Source organism: Microbacterium sp. KR10-403, from assembly GCF_040196215.1.
Classification (GTDB): domain Bacteria; phylum Actinomycetota; class Actinomycetes; order Actinomycetales; family Microbacteriaceae; genus Microbacterium.
Genome location: NZ_JBEGDC010000005.1, coordinates 174421 through 191649, shown reverse-complemented (window position 1 = coordinate 191649; position 17229 = coordinate 174421). Strand labels below are relative to the sequence as shown.

General features: G+C 69.7%; 15 protein-coding genes, 1 tRNA gene and 1 other RNA gene. 9 read left to right on the top strand and 8 right to left on the bottom strand.

Annotated elements, in window-relative coordinates:
- Window positions 1–16: 16 nt before the first annotated feature.
- Window positions 17–382, bottom strand: an RNA gene (gene rnpB / locus ABMQ42_RS12655) — RNase P RNA component class A.
- Window positions 383–537: 155 nt separating this feature from the next.
- On the opposite strand from rnpB, the gene ABMQ42_RS12650 reads away from it, so the two are divergent.
- Window positions 538–1203: an LPXTG cell wall anchor domain-containing protein gene (locus ABMQ42_RS12650; RefSeq protein WP_349723351.1), complete on the top strand. Its 666-nt coding sequence runs from the start codon at window positions 538–540 to the stop codon at window positions 1201–1203.
- Between the two features lie 11 nt (window positions 1204–1214).
- Here ABMQ42_RS12650 and ABMQ42_RS12645 read toward each other — a convergent pair whose 3' ends face one another.
- The 3 genes from ABMQ42_RS12645 to ABMQ42_RS12635 form a co-directional block, all read right to left on the bottom strand.
- Entirely contained in the window at window positions 1215–2921 is a 1707-nt protein-coding gene (locus ABMQ42_RS12645; protein WP_349723350.1) for a bifunctional 3'-5' exonuclease/DNA polymerase, read from the bottom strand.
- 25 nt (window positions 2922–2946) lie between these two features.
- Window positions 2947–3678: a zinc ribbon domain-containing protein gene (locus ABMQ42_RS12640; RefSeq protein ID WP_349723349.1), complete on the bottom strand. Its 732-nt coding sequence runs from the start codon at window positions 3676–3678 to the stop codon at window positions 2947–2949.
- A 1-nt stretch (window position 3679) separates the two neighbouring features.
- Window positions 3680–3752: transfer RNA gene (locus ABMQ42_RS12635), tRNA-Val, on the bottom strand.
- Window positions 3753–3884: 132 nt separating this feature from the next.
- Here ABMQ42_RS12635 and aceE point away from each other — a divergent pair.
- The 6 genes from aceE to ABMQ42_RS12605 all read left to right on the top strand — a co-directional run bounded on the left by aceE (window position 3885) and on the right by ABMQ42_RS12605 (window position 11461).
- Complete coding sequence (gene aceE / locus ABMQ42_RS12630) at window positions 3885–6611, top strand: pyruvate dehydrogenase (acetyl-transferring), homodimeric type (RefSeq protein WP_349723348.1); 2727 nt, start codon at window positions 3885–3887, stop codon at window positions 6609–6611.
- A 6-nt stretch (window positions 6612–6617) separates the two neighbouring features.
- The gene (locus ABMQ42_RS12625; protein ID WP_349723347.1) at window positions 6618–7844 is read left to right on the top strand and encodes a PucR family transcriptional regulator; all 1227 of its coding nucleotides are present in this window, start codon (window positions 6618–6620) and stop codon (window positions 7842–7844) included.
- 76 nt (window positions 7845–7920) lie between these two features.
- On the top strand, window positions 7921–8841 hold the full coding sequence (locus tag ABMQ42_RS12620) for an ACP S-malonyltransferase (RefSeq protein ID WP_349723346.1): 921 nt from the start codon (window positions 7921–7923) through the stop codon (window positions 8839–8841).
- Window positions 8838–9842: a beta-ketoacyl-ACP synthase III gene (locus ABMQ42_RS12615; protein WP_349723345.1), complete on the top strand. Its 1005-nt coding sequence runs from the start codon at window positions 8838–8840 to the stop codon at window positions 9840–9842. The genes ABMQ42_RS12620 and ABMQ42_RS12615 overlap by 4 nt, the downstream gene beginning before the upstream one ends.
- A 74-nt stretch (window positions 9843–9916) precedes the next feature.
- Window positions 9917–10165 carry an acyl carrier protein gene (locus ABMQ42_RS12610; protein ID WP_275279757.1) on the top strand — a complete coding sequence of 83 codons (249 nt, stop codon included), beginning with the start codon at window positions 9917–9919 and terminating at the stop codon, window positions 10163–10165.
- 57 nt (window positions 10166–10222) lie between these two features.
- Window positions 10223–11461: a beta-ketoacyl-[acyl-carrier-protein] synthase family protein gene (locus ABMQ42_RS12605; RefSeq protein ID WP_349723344.1), complete on the top strand. Its 1239-nt coding sequence runs from the start codon at window positions 10223–10225 to the stop codon at window positions 11459–11461.
- 148 nt (window positions 11462–11609) lie between these two features.
- On the opposite strand, the gene ABMQ42_RS12600 is transcribed toward ABMQ42_RS12605, so the two are convergent.
- A complete protein-coding gene (locus ABMQ42_RS12600) occupies window positions 11610–12113 on the bottom strand; it encodes a DUF3145 domain-containing protein (RefSeq protein ID WP_349723343.1) in 504 nt (167 codons plus the stop codon).
- Window positions 12114–12261: 148 nt separating this feature from the next.
- Between ABMQ42_RS12600 and ABMQ42_RS12595 the strand changes: the two genes are divergently transcribed.
- Both ABMQ42_RS12595 and ABMQ42_RS12590 read left to right on the top strand, forming a co-directional pair.
- A complete protein-coding gene (locus ABMQ42_RS12595) occupies window positions 12262–12930 on the top strand; it encodes an NAD(P)H-hydrate epimerase (protein ID WP_349723342.1) in 669 nt (222 codons plus the stop codon).
- Between the two features lie 110 nt (window positions 12931–13040).
- Window positions 13041–14354 carry a 13E12 repeat family protein gene (locus tag ABMQ42_RS12590; protein WP_349723341.1) on the top strand — a complete coding sequence of 438 codons (1314 nt, stop codon included), beginning with the start codon at window positions 13041–13043 and terminating at the stop codon, window positions 14352–14354.
- Here the strand turns inward: ABMQ42_RS12590 and ABMQ42_RS12585 are convergent.
- The 3 genes from ABMQ42_RS12585 to istA form a co-directional block, all read right to left on the bottom strand.
- Window positions 14351–14566, bottom strand: a complete 216-nt coding sequence (locus ABMQ42_RS12585) for a hypothetical protein (protein ID WP_349723340.1) — start codon at window positions 14564–14566, stop codon at window positions 14351–14353. The genes ABMQ42_RS12590 and ABMQ42_RS12585 overlap by 4 nt on opposite strands.
- A gap of 642 nt (window positions 14567–15208) precedes the next feature.
- A complete protein-coding gene (istB, locus tag ABMQ42_RS12580; protein WP_349723339.1) occupies window positions 15209–16006 on the bottom strand; it encodes an IS21-like element helper ATPase IstB in 798 nt (265 codons plus the stop codon).
- A complete protein-coding gene (gene istA, locus ABMQ42_RS12575; RefSeq protein ID WP_349723338.1) occupies window positions 16006–17214 on the bottom strand; it encodes an IS21 family transposase in 1209 nt (402 codons plus the stop codon). Before istA ends, istB begins: the two co-directional genes overlap by 1 nt.
- Window positions 17215–17229: the final 15 nt, after the last annotated feature.

Below are 17229 nucleotides of genomic sequence, written 5' to 3'. Positions count from 1 at the left end.
CGTTCCTGCTGAGGGGCGAATGGGCCGGCCTGTACGCCGGGTTCTGTCCGGGGGCTCGCGCCCCGTGGATGGTCATCTCTCTCGGCGACACGTTGCCGTGCCGCTCCAGCGGCCTACCCGGGGACTCGGCGGGCCGCGTCGTCATCCCCTGTCTGGCCTTGCTCCGGGCGAGGTTTGCCGTGCGGGTCGTGTCACCACGACCCCGGTGGTCTCTTACACCGCCCTTTCACCCTTACCGGCTCGCGCCGGCGGTCTGCTCTCTGTGGCACTGTCTCGCGGATCTCTCCGGGTGGGTGTTGCCCACCGCCCTGCCCTGCGGAGCCCGGACGTTCCTCGGCGCGACATGGCGGACCATGCGCGACGCGACCATCCAGCCGACCCATTCGCACCCCCGAGCCTATCGCGGCACGGTGCGAACGCGCCGCGAAAGAACTCCGTCGCTGTGGGGCGATGTGCGCTAAACTGACGGGGCACCCCGACTGGGGAGGGTGCACATGGCCAGGGGTGGCCATGAAGATGCCTACTGGGGAGGCAGCGATGTTCCGCAAGTCCATGGCGGTCGCGGCGGTGACCGCGCTTCTGGCTTTTGGTGGAGCCCAGGCGGCATTCGCCGATGACGGCGACACGACCGACAACGGCTACACACCCGTCACCACCGACACCGCGTCACTCGTCGGCTCATCCGCGATCGGCACGTGCGAGAACGGCGCGCCGTGGATCACCTACGACCTCACGATGTCCGACCCCGACCACACGGCGACCAGCCACGACGCGACGCTGACGCTCACCGACGGCTCACACCACACCACGCTGTCGCTGGGCACGCTCAACGCGAAGAACAAGCTCTCCGGCAAGGTGCTCTGGCCGGGTGCCAAGATCGTCAACGGCGAGCCGGTCCTCTGGCCGGGCTGGAAGCTCGACGACAACGGCAACCTGGTGCCCACGTCCGGCAACTTCGCCTGGACGCGCGGCACACTGACCGTGATCCTCGAGGTGAACCCGTCGCTCAAGGTCACGATGAGCTACCCGTCCGAGACGTCCACGTGCGCCAACCCGCCGGCCGCCGCGGCGTCCTCCGACAAGGCGGGAATCCTCGCCGTCACAGGGCTGAGCGTGCCGGTCATCCCGATCGCCATCGGCGGCGGCATCGTCCTGCTCGCCGGTGCCGGGCTGCTGCTCGCACGTCGCCGCCGTCACAGCTGACCTCCCCGGGTTCACTCCTTCGCGGCGGTCTCCGCGACCTTCAGATCCAGCGGGAAGTCGATCGGGAATCCCCCGAACAGGAGACGGCCGGCGGATGCCGCAGCCTCACGCACGATTGAGGCTGCGGCATCGGCGTGCCGCAGCGGGGTGTGCACGATCAGCTCGTCGTGCAGGAAGAAGGCCAGATGCGGGCGCGACCCCAGCGCCGGTCCTGAACGCGGTGCCGCCTCCGGTGCCGGTACGGCGTCGAGCGCAGCCAGGCGCGAACGCACCTCGCCGAGCCACGCCAGCGCCCATTCCGCCGCCGTCCCCTGCACGACGAAGTTGCGGGTGAACCGGCCACGGTCGCCGGCCTCGCGGCGCGCGCGATCGCGTTCCGCGGACGTCCCCGTCTCCCCCGCCGCCTGCCGTTGCGCACGCGCCCATCGTTGCGACGGCGCCGGACACGAGCGCCCCAGCCATGTGGAGACCACACCGCCCTGTTCCCCTGTGCGCGCCGCGTCGTCCACGAGCCTCATGGCGCGCGGATACGCGCGGCGCAGCCGCGGCACGAGGCGGCCGCTCTCGCCCGTCGTCGCCCCGTACATGGCGCCGAGCATCGCGACCTTCGCCTCGGCCCGGGTCGCCACGGTGCCGCTGTCGACGATCCCCGCGTAGAGGTCCCGACCGTGTGCCGCCCGTGCGAGCGCGAGGTCGTTCGACATCCCCGCGAGCACCCGCGGTTCGAGCTGCGCGACATCCGCCACGACGAAGGTCCATCCCTCGTCCGCGCGCACCGCGCGGCGCAGCATCCGCGGAATCTGCAGGGCCCCGCCGCCGGATGACGCCCAGCGCCCCGTGACCACCCCCGCGGGCACGTACACCGGCCGGAACCGGCCGTCGGCCACCCATTCGTCCAGCCATGCCCATCCGTTCGCGGTGAGCAGGCGGCTCAGGCGCTTGTACTCGAGCAGCGGCGCGACGACCGGATGCTCGTATCGAGCGAGTTCCCATTTCGACGTCGACTGGGCCGGCACGCCGATGCGGTGCAGGCTGCGCAGGAGCTTCGCGGGGGCGTCCAGGGTGGCCTGCGCGTCTCCCAGATGCGTGCGGATGTCTCGGGCCAGTGTCGCCATCCGCTCCGGCGTCCCTCCGCCGGCCGGTCGCGGGCCCAGCACCTCCTCGAGGATCCGCTCGTGCTCGGCGACGTCCCAGGGCAGACCGGCCGCCCGCATCTCGGCCGCGACCAGCGCGCCGGCCGACTCGGCCGCGCACAGAAGCTCCAACCGACCGTGCTCCGCGGCCGATCTCACCGCGGCGCGCTGCCGGGCCTCCTCGGCAAGGGCCGCGTCGAGATCGTGCGGCACGCCGCGCGGCCCGCTCTCGACGGACAACGCGAACAGCGCGGGCGCGGCATCCCCCTCCGGCTCCCCTGCCGCATCCCACGGGGTCGCCGCGCGGACGGCCTCGGGCGCTCCGACGAGTGCGCTCTCGCGCAGGATCGCGTGGCACAGACGCAGGTCACGGCAGCGGGCGACGCGGACGCCCGCGGCGAGCAGCCGCGGGTACCAGTGGGCGGTGTCCGACCAGATCCAGCGTGTGGTGTCGGTGTGCCCCACGAATGCCGCGAGGTCGTCGTCGGCGATCGTTCCGCGCTCGGCGATCGCCCCGTCCGCGTCGAGGCGCGCGAACCCGAGCCCGTCTGTCGAGGTGCCGAGGACGATCGCCCCCGCGCTCATCACCGCCGCCGCATGCGGTGCGGCGTCACAGCCCGGACTCCTCCGTGCGCACCAGGATGCACCCGCACTCCGGGCAGGTCACGACGGCGTCGGCGGACGCCTGGCGGATCTCGCTCAGGTCAGTGCCCGACAGGACCATGCGGCATCCCTCGCACGTCTGACGGCGCAGCAGCGCGGCGCCGGCGCTGCGCGTGGCGACCCGGTCGTAGAACGCCACCAGTTCGTCCGGGAGCTCGCCCACGACCGCCCCGCGATCGCGGGTCGCCGCTTCGAGCTTCGCGGTCGCCTCGGCGACCTCCGCCTTGCCGGCGGCGCTCAGCCGACCGCCCTCGTCGTTGACCTCGGCGATCTGCGCTTCGATCTCGGCCACGGCCGCCTCGGCCTCTTCGAGCTTCTGCATCACCTCGAGCTCGCCGTCCTCGAGGTCGCTCTTCCGCCGTGCCAGCGAGGCCAGCTCGCTCTCGAGACCCTGCGCCTCCTTCGGATTGGATGCCGCATTCAGCCGTTCCAGGTCGCGCTCGCGCCGTGCGTCGACGACGGCGACGTCCGACTCGATGCGCTTCAGCTCGGTGCGCAGGTCGTCGCGCACGCCCTGACGCGTTGTCAGCTCCTGCGTGAGCTCTGTCCTCCGTGCGACGAGCTCGTGCACCCGGGCGGCCTGTGCGGGATTGCGCCGGGCGTCTTCGGCACGTCGGATGGTCGCGTCGAGGTCGGCGAGGTCGAGCAGACGGCGCTGCTGTGCGGGCTGTGCGTTCACGTGGGCCCTGCCGGGTTCGAACCGACGACATCCACGGTGTAAACGTGGCGCTCTACCAGCTGAGCTAAAGGCCCGTCCCGAAAGTCTATGTCCGAACCACAGCCCGCCGTGTCGCTAGGCTTGTGCGAGGTGTGCGCCGAGTCCGACCCGCGGCGCCCGCCCGCATCCGTCTCTGACGCGACCCGCCAGACGAAGAAAGGTCTCCCGTGACTGTTCACGACCAGGATCCGTACTCCCAGGGCCCCCTCGACAGCGATCCCGACGAGACGAGCGAGTGGCAGGAATCCCTCCAGCAGCTCGTGCAGGCCAAGGGCGCCGGGCGCGGGCGGGAGATCATGCTCAGCCTGCTCAAGACCTCCAAAGACCTCCACCTCGGCGTGCCGGCTGTGCCGACCACCGACTACATCAACACGATCGCGCCGGAGAACGAGGCGCCCTTCCCAGGCGACGAGGAGCTCGAACGGCGGTACCGCTCGTGGATCCGCTGGAACGCCGCGCTCACCGTGCACCGCGCGCAGCGGCCCGGCATCGCGGTCGGCGGCCACATCTCGACGTACGCGTCTTCTGCGTCGCTCTACGAGGTCGGGTTCAACCACTTCTTCCGCGGACAGGACCACCCGTCCGGCGGAGACCAGATCTTCTTCCAGGGGCATGCCTCACCCGGCATGTACGCCCGGGCGTTCCTCGAGGGGCGCCTGACCGAGCAGCAGCTCGACGGGTTCCGCCAGGAGAAGTCGCGCGCGCCGCACGGCATCCCCTCCTATCCGCACCCTCGCCTGATGCCGGAGTTCTGGCAGTTCCCGACGGTCTCGATGGGCATCGGCCCGATCAACGCCATCTACCAGGCGATGACGAACAAGTACCTCACCAACCGCGGGATCAAGGATCTCTCCGACTCGCGCGTGTGGGCCTTCCTCGGCGACGGCGAGCTCGACGAGGTGGAGAGCCGCGGCCAGCTGCAGGTCGCCGCGAACGAGGGCCTGGACAACCTCACATTCGTCGTCAACTGCAACCTGCAGCGACTCGACGGGCCCGTGCGCGGCAACGGGAAGATCATCCAGGAGCTCGAGAGCTTCTTCCGCGGCGCCGGGTGGAACGTCATCAAGGTCGTCTGGGGTCGCGAGTGGGACGACCTGCTCGCCCGCGACGTCGACGGCGCGCTGCTGAACGTGATGAACGTCACCCCCGACGGCGACTACCAGACGTACAAGGCCGAGAACGGCGCCTACGTGCGCGAGCACTTCTTCGGCAAGGACGAGCGCGCGCTCGCCCTCGTGAAGGACTTCACCGACGACCAGATCTGGAACCTGCGCCGCGGCGGTCACGACTACCGCAAGGTGTACGCGGCCTTCAAGGCCGCGGTGGAGCACAAGGGCCAGCCCACCGTCATCCTCGCCAAGACGATCAAGGGCTACGGACTGGGCCCGCACTTCGCCGGGCGCAACGCCACGCACCAGATGAAGAAGATGACGCTCGAGGACCTCAAGCAGTTCCGCGACGCCATGCACATTCCGGTGACGGATGCCGTGCTCGAAGAGAACCCGTATCTCCCGCCGTACTACAACCCGGGCCCGCAGGACGAGACCATCCAGTACATGCTCGAGCGCCGGCGCGAGCTGGGTGGCTTCCTGCCCGAGCGCCGCACGACGCACGTCGATCTCGCGCTGCCCGACGACGCCGCCTACGCCCTCCCCAAGAAGGGGTCGGGCACGCAGGAGATCGCCACGACGATGGCGTTCGTGCGTCTGCTCAAGGACCTGCTGCGCGCGAAGGACTTCGGTCACCGGATCGTGCCGATCATCCCCGACGAAGCGCGCACCTTCGGCATCGACGCGTTCTTCCCGACGGCGAAGATCTACAACCCGAACGGCCAGCACTACACCTCGGTCGACCGCGACCTGCTGCTGGCCTACAAGGAGAGCGCCCAGGGGCAGATCGTGCACGTCGGCATCAACGAGGCCGGCGCCATGGCCGCCTTCACCGCCGCCGGCACCTCGTACTCGACGCACGGCGAGCCGCTCATCCCGGTCTACATCTTCTACTCGATGTTCGGCTTCCAGCGCACGGGCGACGCGAACTGGGCCGCCGGCGACCAGATGGCGCGCGGCTTCGTGATCGGCGCGACCGCCGGACGCACGACGTTGACCGGCGAGGGCCTGCAGCACGCCGACGGCCACTCTCCGCTGCTGGCGTCCACGAACCCGGCCACGGTCGCCTACGACCCCGCCTACGGCTACGAGATCGCGCACATTGTGCGCGACGGCCTCGAGCGCATGTACGGCGGGAACCACCCCGACCCGAACGTCATGTACTACCTCACCGTGTACAACGAGCCGCTCGTCCAGCCCGCCGAGCCCAAGGGCGTCGATGTCGAGGGCATTCTGCGCGGCATCCACCGCATCGCCGAAGGCACCGGCGACGGTCCGCGGGCGCAGCTGCTCGCCTCGGGCGTCGGCGTCCCGTGGGCGCTGGAGGCCCAGCAGCTGCTGCGCAACGACTGGGGCGTGAGCGCCGACGTCTGGAGCGTCACGAGCTGGTCCGAACTGCGTCGCGACGGGCTCGCCGCCGACGAGCACAACTTCCTGCACCCGGGAGAGGAGCCGCGCAGCGCGTACATCACGCAGAAGCTGCAGGGCGCCGAGGGTCCCGTGGTCGCCGTCAGCGACTACATGCACGCGGTGCAGGATCAGATCCGCCCCTGGGTGCCGAACCGCTTCGCGACGCTCGGCGCCGACGGCTTCGGGTTCAGCGACACCCGGCCGGCCGCACGCCGCTTCTTCAAGATCGACGGCCCCTCGCTCGCGGTGCGCACTCTACAGGCGCTGGCCGACGACGGCGTCGTCGACCGTGCGCTGGCGGCCGAGGCGATCGAGAAGTACCGCCTGCACGACGTCAACGCCGGAACCAGCGGAAACGCGGGCGGAGAGAGCTGAGTGGCCATGACCGGTGATGAGACCCCGATGGACAAGGCGGAGACCCTGGCGTGGCTCCGTCGCATCTCCGGGGACCTCGCCACGGCGACACTGGGCCGGTTGGAGAAGACACTCCCCTGGTACGCCGACATGCCCCCCGCCCGCCGCTCGGCGGTCGGACTCGTCGCGCAGGCCGGCATCACCTCGTTCATCCAGTGGTACGAAGACCCCAACTCGACCCCCTGGATCGCCGCCGACATCTTCGCCGCCGCGCCTCGCGAGCTGCTGCGCAGCGTGAGCCTGACGCAGACGCTGCAGCTCATCCGTGTGACCGTCGAGGTCACCGAGGAGAAGGTGGCCAACCGCGGCGTGCATCTGCGCGAAGCGATCCTGCTGTACTCGCGCGAAGTGGCGTTCGCCGCCGCCGACGTGTACGCCCGCGCCGCCGAGGCGCGCGGTCTGTGGGACGCCCGGCTGGAAGCCCTCGTCGTCGACTCGATCCTCACCGGCGAGGCCGACGAGGAGCTGCCCAGCCGCATCGCCGCCCTCGGCTGGCACGGCCACGGCGAGGTCGCGGTTCTGGTGGGGACCACTCCTCCGCAGTTCGACGTCGATCAGCTGCGCCGCGCCGCCCGCAAGCTCGGCGTCGATGCGCTGATCGGCGTGCAGGGCTCACGTCTGGTGCTCGTTCTCGGCCGCGCCGAGCACCCCGAGCGCGGTGCCGAGGAGGAGGGTCTGCCGTTCCTGCAGATCGCCCGCCACCTCGAGCCCGGATTCGGTCCGGGGCATCTGGTGCTCGGTCCGACCGTCTCCGCACTCGTCGATGCCGGCCAGAGCGCCCGGGCCGCCCTCGCGGGCTTCGCCGTCGCGCGCTCGTGGCGGCACGCGCCGCGCCCCGTCGAGGCCGATGATCTCCTGCCCGAGCGCGCGCTGGCCGGCGATCCCCTCGCCAAGCACACCCTCGTCGAGAAGGTGTACCACCCGCTGCAGTCGCACAGCACCGACCTCGTCACGACGCTCTGGAGCTACCTCGACAACGGTCGCTCGCTCGAGGCGACCGCGCGCGAGCTCTTCGTGCACCCGAACACGGTCCGCTATCGGCTGAAGCGGGTCACCGACGTGATCGGGTGGGATGCCACGGGCCCGCGTGAAGCGCTCATCCTGCAGACGGCCCTCATCCTGGGAGCCATCGGCACCGACACCACGCGGCGTCGCAGCCCCTCGCCGCGCCGTCGGCCCGGCCACAACGTGTAGGGCACACACAAACGATGCCCGCATTCTTGTGCGCCTGTGGCCAGTTGGACGTCCTCGTGTTTGGCAGGATGGGAAGGTGATCATCGCCGTCTTCCCCGGGCAGGGTTCGCAGACCCCCGGGTTCCTCACTCCGTGGCTGGAACGAGACGGGGCGCATGAGCGCCTCGCCGAGTTCTCCGAGCAGGCGCAGGTCGACCTCGTCGCCGCCGGCACCGAATGGGATGCCGACCGCATCCGCGACACGAAGGTCGCCCAGCCGCTCATCGTCGCCGCGAGTCTGCTCTCGTACGAAGCGCTGTCGGATGCCGCGGGCACCGCCCCCGCCGGAGTCGCCGGTCACTCGGTCGGCGAGCTCGCCGCCCTCGCCGCGGCACACGTCGTGAGCGACGCCGACGCACTGCGCCTGGTCGGCATCCGCGGCCGCGCGATGGCGGAGGCGGCAGCGACCGAGCAGACCGGCATGAGCGCGGTGGTCGGCGGCAGCGCCGACGACGTGCTCGCGCGCCTGCAGGCCGCGCACCTGACGCCCGCCAACCACAACGGCGGCGGGCAGATCGTCGCCGCGGGCGCACTGGGCGACCTCGCCGAGCTCGCCGCCGACCCGCCCCGCGGCACACGCGTCATCCCGCTCCAGGTCGCCGGCGCCTTCCACACGCGTTACATGGCGCCGGCCGTCGACACGATGCGCGTCGCGGCGGCACAGGTCGAGGTATCCGACCCCGATCTGACCCTGTGGACGAACAGCGACGGCAGCGTCGTCACCTCGGGGCGCGCCGCGATCGACCTCATGGTCGCGCAGGTCGCCTCACCGGTGCGCTGGGACCTGTGCATGGAGTCGTTCGCCGCCCATGACGTGACCGGCATCATCGAGCTCGCGCCCGCCGGAACGCTGGTGGGCCTCGCCAAGCGCGGACTGCGCGGCGTCCCCTCGGTCGCCGTGAAGACGCCGGAAGACCTGGATGCCGCAGCCGCCCTGCTGACCGGAGAAGCCGCATGACCGAGATCACCCTGAAGCAGTCCACCGGCCCCGCCTACACGCGCCTGTACGCGTACGGCGCGGCGCGTGGCGAGAACGCGGTGCCCAACGATGACATCGTCGGCCCGATCAACTCCAGCGACGAGTGGATCCGGCAGCGCACCGGCATCATCACCCGCGCCCGTGCGAACGCCGAGACGAACGCCATCGACCTGGCCACCGAGGCGGCCCGCGAGGCCGTCGAGCGGTCGGGCGTGGCGCCCGAAGACATCGACGCGGTCATCATCGCGACAATCAGCAACCCGAAGCAGACCCCGTCGGTCTCGGCGATCGTCGCCGACCGGATCGGTGCCAACCCCGCCGCGGCCTATGACGTGAACGCCGCCTGCGCGGGCTTCGCCTATGCCGTGGCGCAGGCCGACGCACTGATCCGCGCCGGCGCCGCGCACTATGCGGTCGTCATCGGCGCCGAGAAGCTCAGCGACATCGTCGACCCGACCGACCGGAGCATCTCGTTCCTGCTGGCCGACGGCGCGGGCGCGGCCGTGGTCGGGCCCAGCGACTTCCCCGGCATCGGACCCACCGTGTGGGGCTCCGACGGCTCGAAGGCCGAACTGGTGGGCATGAACGCGACGCTCACCGAGTTCCGCGACGGCAAGGCGCCGTGGCCGACCCTCCGCCAGGAGGGCCCCAGCGTGTTCCGCTGGGCCGTGTGGGAGATGGTCAAGGTCGCGCGCCGCGCGCTCGAGGCCGCGGGCATCACCCCGGCCGATCTGGCGGCTTTCGTCCCCCACCAGGCGAACCTGCGCATCGTCGACGAGTTCGCGAAGCAGCTGAAGCTTCCCGACACCGTCGTCGTCGGACACGACATCGAGACGACGGGCAACACGTCCGCGGCATCCATCCCGCTCGCCACCCACCGCCTGCTCGAGGAGCACCCCGAGCTGTCGGGTGGTCTCGCACTGCAGATCGGGTTCGGCGCCGGGCTCGTCTTCGGCGCCCAGGTCGTCGTCCTCCCCTGAGCCGGGCCCACCCGACTCTAGACTTGTCCACGGCCCGCCGGGCCGAGAAGCGATCCCAACAACAAGGAGCAGAAATGGCACTCACCAACGACGAGGTCCTCGCAGGACTCGCCGAGCTGATCACCGACGAGACCGGCATCTCGGCCGACGAGGTCGCGCTCGAGAAGTCGTTCACCGACGACCTCGACATCGACTCGATCTCGATGATGACGATCGTCGTCAACGCCGAGGAGAAGTTCGGCGTGACGATCCCCGACGACGAGGTCAAGAACCTCAAGACCGTCGGCGACGCCGTCACCTTCATCACCTCCCACCAGGCGTGACCTTCGCGGCGGGGGCGCATCGCCCCCGCCGGTACGCACAACACCGAGGAATCCCACATGAGCACGTCCCGCATCGTCGTCACCGGCATCGGCGCGTCGACCCCACTGGGGGGCACGGCGCCCGAGAGCTGGTCCGCCCTGCGCGCCGGAGTCAGCGGCACCCACACCCTCACCCACGAGTGGGTCGAGAAGTATCAGCTTCCCGTCACGTTCGCAGCCGAGGGCGCCGTTCGCCCCGACACCGTCCTCGAACGGCCCATCGCCAAGCGCCTCGACCCGGCGTCGCAGTTCGCCCTGGTCGCGGCCAAGGAGGCCTGGGCCGACGCCGGTGAGCCCGACGTCGAGCCCGAGCGCCTCGGCGTGGACTTCGCTACCGGCATCGGCGGCGTCTGGACGCTGCTCGACGCGTGGGACACCCTGCGCGAGAAGGGACCGCGCCGGGTCATGCCGATGACGGTCCCGATGCTCATGCCGAACGCCGCCGCGGGCAACCTGTCGCTGCACTTCGGCGCGCGCGCGTTCGCGCGCACCGTCGCCAGCGCGTGCGCCTCGAGCACCGAGTCGCTCGTCAACGCATACGAGCACCTGCGCGACGGCCTGGCCGACGTGGTGATCGCGGGCGGCACCGAGTCGGCCATCCACCCCATCACGATGGCGTCGTTCGCGTCGATGCAGGCGCTCTCGCGTCGCAACGACGACCCCGAGCACGCGTCGCGTCCGGGCAGCATCGACCGTGACGGCTTCGTCATGGGCGAGGGCGCCGCGGCGCTCGTGCTCGAGACCGAAGAGCACGCCAAGGCGCGCGGCGCGAAGATCTACGCCGTGCTCGTGGGCGGCGGCGTGACGGCCGACTCGTACCACATCACCGCCAACGATCCCGAAGGGCATGGCGCCGCGCGCGCGGTGCGGCTGGCTCTCGACGAGGCAGGCGCCTCGCCGGACGACGTCACCCACATCAACGCGCACGCCACCTCGACCCCGGTCGGCGACCCGAACGAGTACCAGGCGCTCAAGCAGGTGTTCGGCGACCGGATCGACGACATCCCCGTGTCGGCGACCAAGGCGTCCACCGGTCACCTGCTGGGCGGCACCGGCGCTCTGGAGGCGGTGTTCACGATCCTCGCGCTGCGCGAGCGCATCGCTCCCCCGACGATCAACATCACCGAGCAGGATCCTGAGGTGCCCTTCCGCATCTCGGGTGACGAGCAGTCGCTCGGCGCCGGTGACCAGCTGGCGCTCAGCAACTCGTTCGGCTTCGGCGGACACAACGCCGTCGTGGCCTTCGCGTCCGCCTGACGTCCGCGTCCGCCTGACGTTCGCGAAACCCAAGATGCCCCGCGGGAAGCCACCGCGGGGCATCTTCGTTCCATCGGGCGGTCATTCGCGTTCACAGCCACCGGGATGTCTCACCGATCGCCGGTAGTGGCGCCTGACCGCCCGCAGCTCACCCGACCTTGTGCAGCCAGACGACGGGGGTGTCATCGCTCGCGTGCCGGAACGGCTCGAGTTCCTCGTCCCACGCCGCACCGAGCGCGACGTGCAGCTCGCGTTCGAGCTCGGCCACGTCGCCGGCCGCGACCTCCATCGCGTACCGGACACGGTCTTCACCGATGACGACGTTGCCCGCGGCATCCGTCTGCGCGTAATGGATGCCGAGGTCGGGGGTGTGCATCCACCGCCCGCCGTCGCCACGCGTGCTCGGGTCTTCGGTCACCTCGAACCGCAGATGCTCCCAGCCGCGGATCGCCGTGGCCAGAGCAGCCCCGGTGCCGGCCGGGGCCTCCCAGTAGAACTCCGCGCGTCGGCTGCCCGAGAGCACCGGCTGATCGGCCCAGTCGAAGTTGACAGCACGCCCGAGAGCGCGTCCGACCGCCCATTCCAGGTGCGGGCACAACGCGCGTGGCGCCGAGTGGATGATGATCACTCCGCGCGCCTGTGTCGTCGCCATGGTCTCTCCGTTTCGTCAGGTGCGTCTTCCCCTACGACCTGACCGGAATCCACCCGGTGACGTGCTGTTCTGTTCTCCCGCCATTATGACCCGGGCCAGAGCGAATCACAAGCGTGTGATACGAATGTCGGCCCACTAGGGTCGGGCTATGCGACACGGATACTCGGCCCAGCAGATCCGTGATGCCGAGGCGCCCCATCTGACCGCCGGTGAGCCGCTGATGGCGCGCGCTGCCGCAGCGCTGGCGGATGCGGTGCGTGAGGTGCTCGTGGGTCGGGATGCCGCGCGCGGTCGCATTCTGCTGCTGGTGGGTTCGGGCAACAACGGTGGCGACGCGCTGTTCGCCGGGGCATCACTCGCGCGCGACGGGCATGAGGTATCGATCGTCGAGCTCGGATCGCGAACGCATGCGGAGGGACTGCACGCGGCGCTGGAGGCCGGGGCGCGGGTCGTCGCCGACGCCGCGGCAGTCTCAGCCGACGTCATCGTCGACGGGATCCTCGGCACGGGCGCCGCGGCGACCCCTGCGTTACGCGGACGTGCCCGCGCGGTGGTGGCGTCGCTGCTGCCGGCACTGTCGGGGCGGGATGCCGCGGCCGTCGTCGCCGTCGACATTCCGAGCGGCATCGATCCCGACGACGGGTCCGTTCCCGACCCGACCGTGCTGCCCGCGGACGTCACCGTCACCTTCGGCGGGTACAAGACCGGACTGCTCCGCGGTGACGCCGTTCGGCTCGCGGGCGACGTGCGGCTCGTCGACATCGGGATCGGCGACGACCTCGCCGCGATGACGCCGGTGGTCGAGGTGTGCGAGTGACGTCGAGGGTCGATGTCGGAGGTTGAGGGTAGGGTTCTCCCCCGGGAATAACCCAGATCACGTGCATAATCGGGGTTGCAATTCGAAGGCTTGTTCGGTAATGTGGGGGTATGGACCAGTCGTCGAGCACCCCGGGCGAAGACCCCGCTGAGCGGGTCGATGACGTCCACGCGCTGCGGGCCCTGTTCCATACCGCCGAGGCCGACCAGTACGACGCGAATCGGGCTCTTGCCCGTCGCGCCGAACAGCTCGCTGCGATCCTGGATATGGCGCGGGAGATCCCCGACATCTACGTCGACACCCCCAACCGGGGCGGATGGGCGCACGACCAGACCGAACTCGCCGAACGGTGCGCGGCCATCGAGGCCGCCTCCCGCATGTGCCTGCCCGAACGCGAGGTCTGGGCCCTCGCCCAAGCCGCCCGCGACGGACGCCGCCTGCTGCCCGGGCTCTGGCACCAGGTCCGCGAAGGGTTCGCCACACCCGCACATGTGACCGCGGCATCCACCCACCTCGGTGCCATGCGCCACAACCCCACACTCCGCGAGACCTACGACACCACCCTCGCCGACCTCGCCCTGCGGGTGAGCCTGCCCGTGTTCAAGAAGAAGGCGAAAGAACTCGCCCACCGGCTGCTGCAAGCCTCCGCCGCCGAGAAACACGCACAGGCGTTGAAGGAACGCCGGGTGGTCGTCACCGACGTCGAGGACGGCATGTCCTGGTACAGCGTGCTGATGCCCACCTGGAAGGCGAAGGCCGTCTTCCGCCGGCAGACCTCCACCGCCAAACACCTCGCCAAGAACCAGCGTGAAGACCGCACCCGCCACCAACTCCGCGCAGACCTCGCCACAGCCTCCCTGCTCGGGGAGAACACCCCGCACGCGGTGAAGACGAAAGTGTTCGTCACCATCCCGTTGGACAAGCTCACCCCCGGTGCTCGGGCGTCGGTGCGCGAGCATGTGCCCGGCCGGGCAGGGCTCAACCTGAACCGGGAACCCCTCATCCCCGGCGAAGGACCCATCGACGAGGCCACCGCCCGCCAGCTGCTCCTGGATGCCGGGGCGTTCACCCGTGTGATCACCGACCCGGTCACCGGGGTCATCCTCGACATGGACCGCCGGACCCGCACCGCCACCCCCGCCCAGCGGGCATGGTTGGCCTTATGGCACGGCACCTGCCTGCGCGACGGGTGCGATCGGCTCGCCCTGGACGCCGACATCGACCACTGGTGCCAATACCACGGGCCGAAACGAGGGCCCACGAACATCGCCAACCTCGCACCGGAATGCGACCCCGACCACGTCATCAAAGACTTCACCAAAATCAAACACCGACGACGACGCGACCACACCATCCAACTCGAATTCCCCACCGGGCACCGCACCAGACCCACACCCCCACTCCCCGACAAACCACCCTTCTAGGGTGCGCGGGAGGCCGCGATCTCGCTCTCGCGGGCCTCGAGCCCGTCAGCACCGTCACCGGCCCAGCCCTCAGGAACGGCCTGCCGACGCAGCGCACGCGCGATCTGAGATGCCGTGTCGCCGCGCTTCTGCCATGCGGTGACAACAGCCTCGATGCCGGCGACAGATCGCGGAACCAGTGCTGTCGGGTCGCTGGTCTGTCCCAGTTGCATAACTGCTGACCCACCTGGACGGCGTTCTCGTACAGATGCCTCACCAGGCCCAGCCGTTCGGCGAGCTGGTGGATGGCCGAGGTGCGCTCACCCCAGCCACGCAAGGCAACACCCGCGAACCGGTCGAGGGCATTCTCTCGTGCCGCGTTCCTGACGTGAGCCGGTTGCAACAGCGACTTGTCCGCAACCTCGGCGTCTTCGTGGATGTGCTCGAGTTTCCGGACAGCGTCAGAGAGCGTGTCGATATGCAGCGAGAAGCCGCGCACGGACGAGTTGCTACGAGATACGCAGGAGCGAACTCAACTGCGCCCGACGCCTTGACCATTCTGCCAGCCGAGGAAAGGTCCCGCCCCTACCCGTTCGAGTGTGTTCGTAGCCTGCTAATCTTTCTGCGACTCGTCCCGCACCGGCTCGTAGACCTGAGGTGAAGAAGCGTGACACCCTGCCCCGGCGTGATCGTCGTCACCACGATCTTGTCGCTCGCTTCCATGTTCTGGAGCTCAACGGCCAACGACGCGAACCTCGGTGCATCAGCGCCCAACAGCTTCGTGTCGGCCACTATTCAACCGACGTCTGTCACTGTCGGCGGCGCTCGAACTCTGAACGCTTTCGGCGTTCGAAAAGTGAACGGTTGCGGGCAGTTTAGCTGGGTGTTTCGTCGGTGGTGGTTCGGATGCTGGGAAGGCTGTCGATGCCTCTGCCGCGGAGTCGGTAGCTGGCGCCCTTGAGGGTGAGGACATCGGCATGGTGAACGATCCGGTCGATCATCGCAGCGGCGACGGCTTGGTCTCCGAAGACCCCGCCCCAGCCGGAGAACGGCAGGTTCGAGGTCAGGATCAGCGACGCGTGTTCGTAGCGGGATGAGACGAGCTGGAAGAACAGGTTCGCGGCGTCTTGCTCGAAGGGGAGGTAGCCGACTTCGTCGACGATGATCAGCCCGTAACGCCGCAACCTCGCAAGCTCACGGGGTAGGTTGCCTTGCCGGTGTGCGTCGGTCAGGCGGGTGACCCATTCCGTCGCGGTCCCGAACAACACCCGGTGCCCGTGCCGCGCGGCGACGATTCCGAGCGCAGTCGTGAGGTGCGTCTTCCCGGTTCCAGGCGGGCCGAGCAGGACCACGTTCTGCGCTTCGAGGAGGAACCCTCCGGAGGCGAGAGCGGCGATCTGCTGCCGGGCGGCCGGTTGCGCGTCCCAGTCGAAGTCCTCGAGCGTCTTCCGCGCGGAGAACCCGGCCGCTTTGATCCGCAGCTCCGCGCCCGAAGCGTTCCGGGCGCTCACTTCGCGTTCCAGGACAGCGGCGAGGTAGTCCTCGAACGACCAGCCCGCATCCCGGGCCTGGTCCGCCATCCGGGAGGCAGCTTCGGTGATCCGGGGCGCTTTCAGCGCACCGGCAAGGTAGGTGATCTGCTTGACCGACTCGGTGGTCTTGGTGGCGGCCATCAGTGATCTCCCTCGACCAGACCGAACGCCCGGTCGTAGTCCGCGAGGTCTCGGGCGAGATCATCACCGGCCGCGACCCGCCGCGGCTGCTGGAACTGGTGCCGCAGCACCGCCGCCGCGTCCTTGTGGGCGGGGTCGGTGATCACCCTTCCGCGCGCCCACGACCGGGGATGGTCCGCGACGACCCGCCCGTCCAGACGCACTCGAACCTGATCAAGATCGGCGGTCACCTCCACGACCCGCCCGATAGCGCGCGGGTCAACGGAGTAGTCGTTCGTGTCGACGCGGACGTAATAGTCCCGGCCGAGCCGGATCCGACTGCGCCAGCCCAGATGCAGCCGGATCGGCGGCAACGGCAGCATGCCCGCCAGGTCTGTCTCCAACCGGGAAGCCGGAGACGCACCCAGAGTGCGCACGACCCGCCCGTTCGCGAGAGTCAGCCAGTCGGTGAACTGCTCGTTGAAGTCCGCCGGTGAGGTGAACGACCGGCCTGGCATGAACGAGGTCTCGAACCACCCGTTGCGGCGCTCCACGATGCCCTTCGATTCCGGGTCCCGTGGCGGTAGCAGCACCAGCTTTGTCGCGAGGGTTCCCATGAACGCGTCGATCCCGTCCGCGTGCCGTTTGCCGCGGCCGATGCCGGGCTCGTTGTCCCAGAGCAGCCGCCGCGGCACCCGCCCGAGCCGTTCGATCAGCTCCCACGATGCCAGCAGCAGATCCTCGGTCTTGCGGGTCGGGATCATCCGCCCCGTCACGAATCTCGAGTGCGCCGGAGCGATGACCAGCACCGGGAGCAGCTTCGCCGTTCCGTCCTCGAGAGGGATCTTCCTCGGCGGGAACCACAAGTCGCATTGCGCCGCGTCGCCCGCGGCCCAGACCAGCCGGTCAGCAGGATCGATGCGCTGCTGCTCGGGTCGCAGCCTCTTCACGTTGTCGCGGAACCATCGGATCGACCCGGTCCAGCCAACCCGTTCGGCGAGCACTGTCGCCGGCATCGTCGGAGTCTCGCCCAGAAGTTCACGCACCCGCGCCTCGAACGGCGTGAACGACGTCGGCGCAGGCCTGCGCTCATACCGCGGCGGCGACTCCGAATTCACCGCCCTGATGACCGTGGTCCGCGAGATCCCCAACCTCGCCGCGATCTTCGCCTTCGGCTCACCCTCCGCGGCAAGCCTCCGAATCAGCGCCCAGTCCTCCAAAGTGATCACTCTCCAATCGTTGAG

What these genes read in the sequence shown, in the direction of transcription:
- ABMQ42_RS12650 (WP_349723351.1), top strand. Translation starts at nt 538, where the DNA reads ATGTTCCGCAAGTCCATGGCGGTCGCGGCGGTGACCGCGCTTCTGGCT.
- ABMQ42_RS12590 (WP_349723341.1), top strand. Translation starts at nt 13,041, where the DNA reads ATGGACCAGTCGTCGAGCACCCCGGGCGAAGACCCCGCTGAGCGGGTC.
- ABMQ42_RS12625 (WP_349723347.1), top strand. Translation starts at nt 6,618, where the DNA reads ATGACCGGTGATGAGACCCCGATGGACAAGGCGGAGACCCTGGCGTGG.
- ABMQ42_RS12595 (WP_349723342.1), top strand. Translation starts at nt 12,262, where the DNA reads ATGCGACACGGATACTCGGCCCAGCAGATCCGTGATGCCGAGGCGCCC.
- ABMQ42_RS12605 (WP_349723344.1), top strand. Translation starts at nt 10,223, where the DNA reads ATGAGCACGTCCCGCATCGTCGTCACCGGCATCGGCGCGTCGACCCCA.
- ABMQ42_RS12600 (WP_349723343.1), bottom strand. Translation starts at nt 12,113, where the DNA reads ATGGCGACGACACAGGCGCGCGGAGTGATCATCATCCACTCGGCGCCA.
- ABMQ42_RS12645 (WP_349723350.1), bottom strand. Translation starts at nt 2,921, where the DNA reads ATGAGCGCGGGGGCGATCGTCCTCGGCACCTCGACAGACGGGCTCGGG.
- ABMQ42_RS12610 (WP_275279757.1), top strand. Translation starts at nt 9,917, where the DNA reads ATGGCACTCACCAACGACGAGGTCCTCGCAGGACTCGCCGAGCTGATC.
- istB (WP_349723339.1), bottom strand. Translation starts at nt 16,006, where the DNA reads ATGGCCGCCACCAAGACCACCGAGTCGGTCAAGCAGATCACCTACCTT.
- ABMQ42_RS12615 (WP_349723345.1), top strand. Translation starts at nt 8,838, where the DNA reads ATGACCGAGATCACCCTGAAGCAGTCCACCGGCCCCGCCTACACGCGC.
- ABMQ42_RS12585 (WP_349723340.1), bottom strand. Translation starts at nt 14,566, where the DNA reads ATGCAACTGGGACAGACCAGCGACCCGACAGCACTGGTTCCGCGATCT.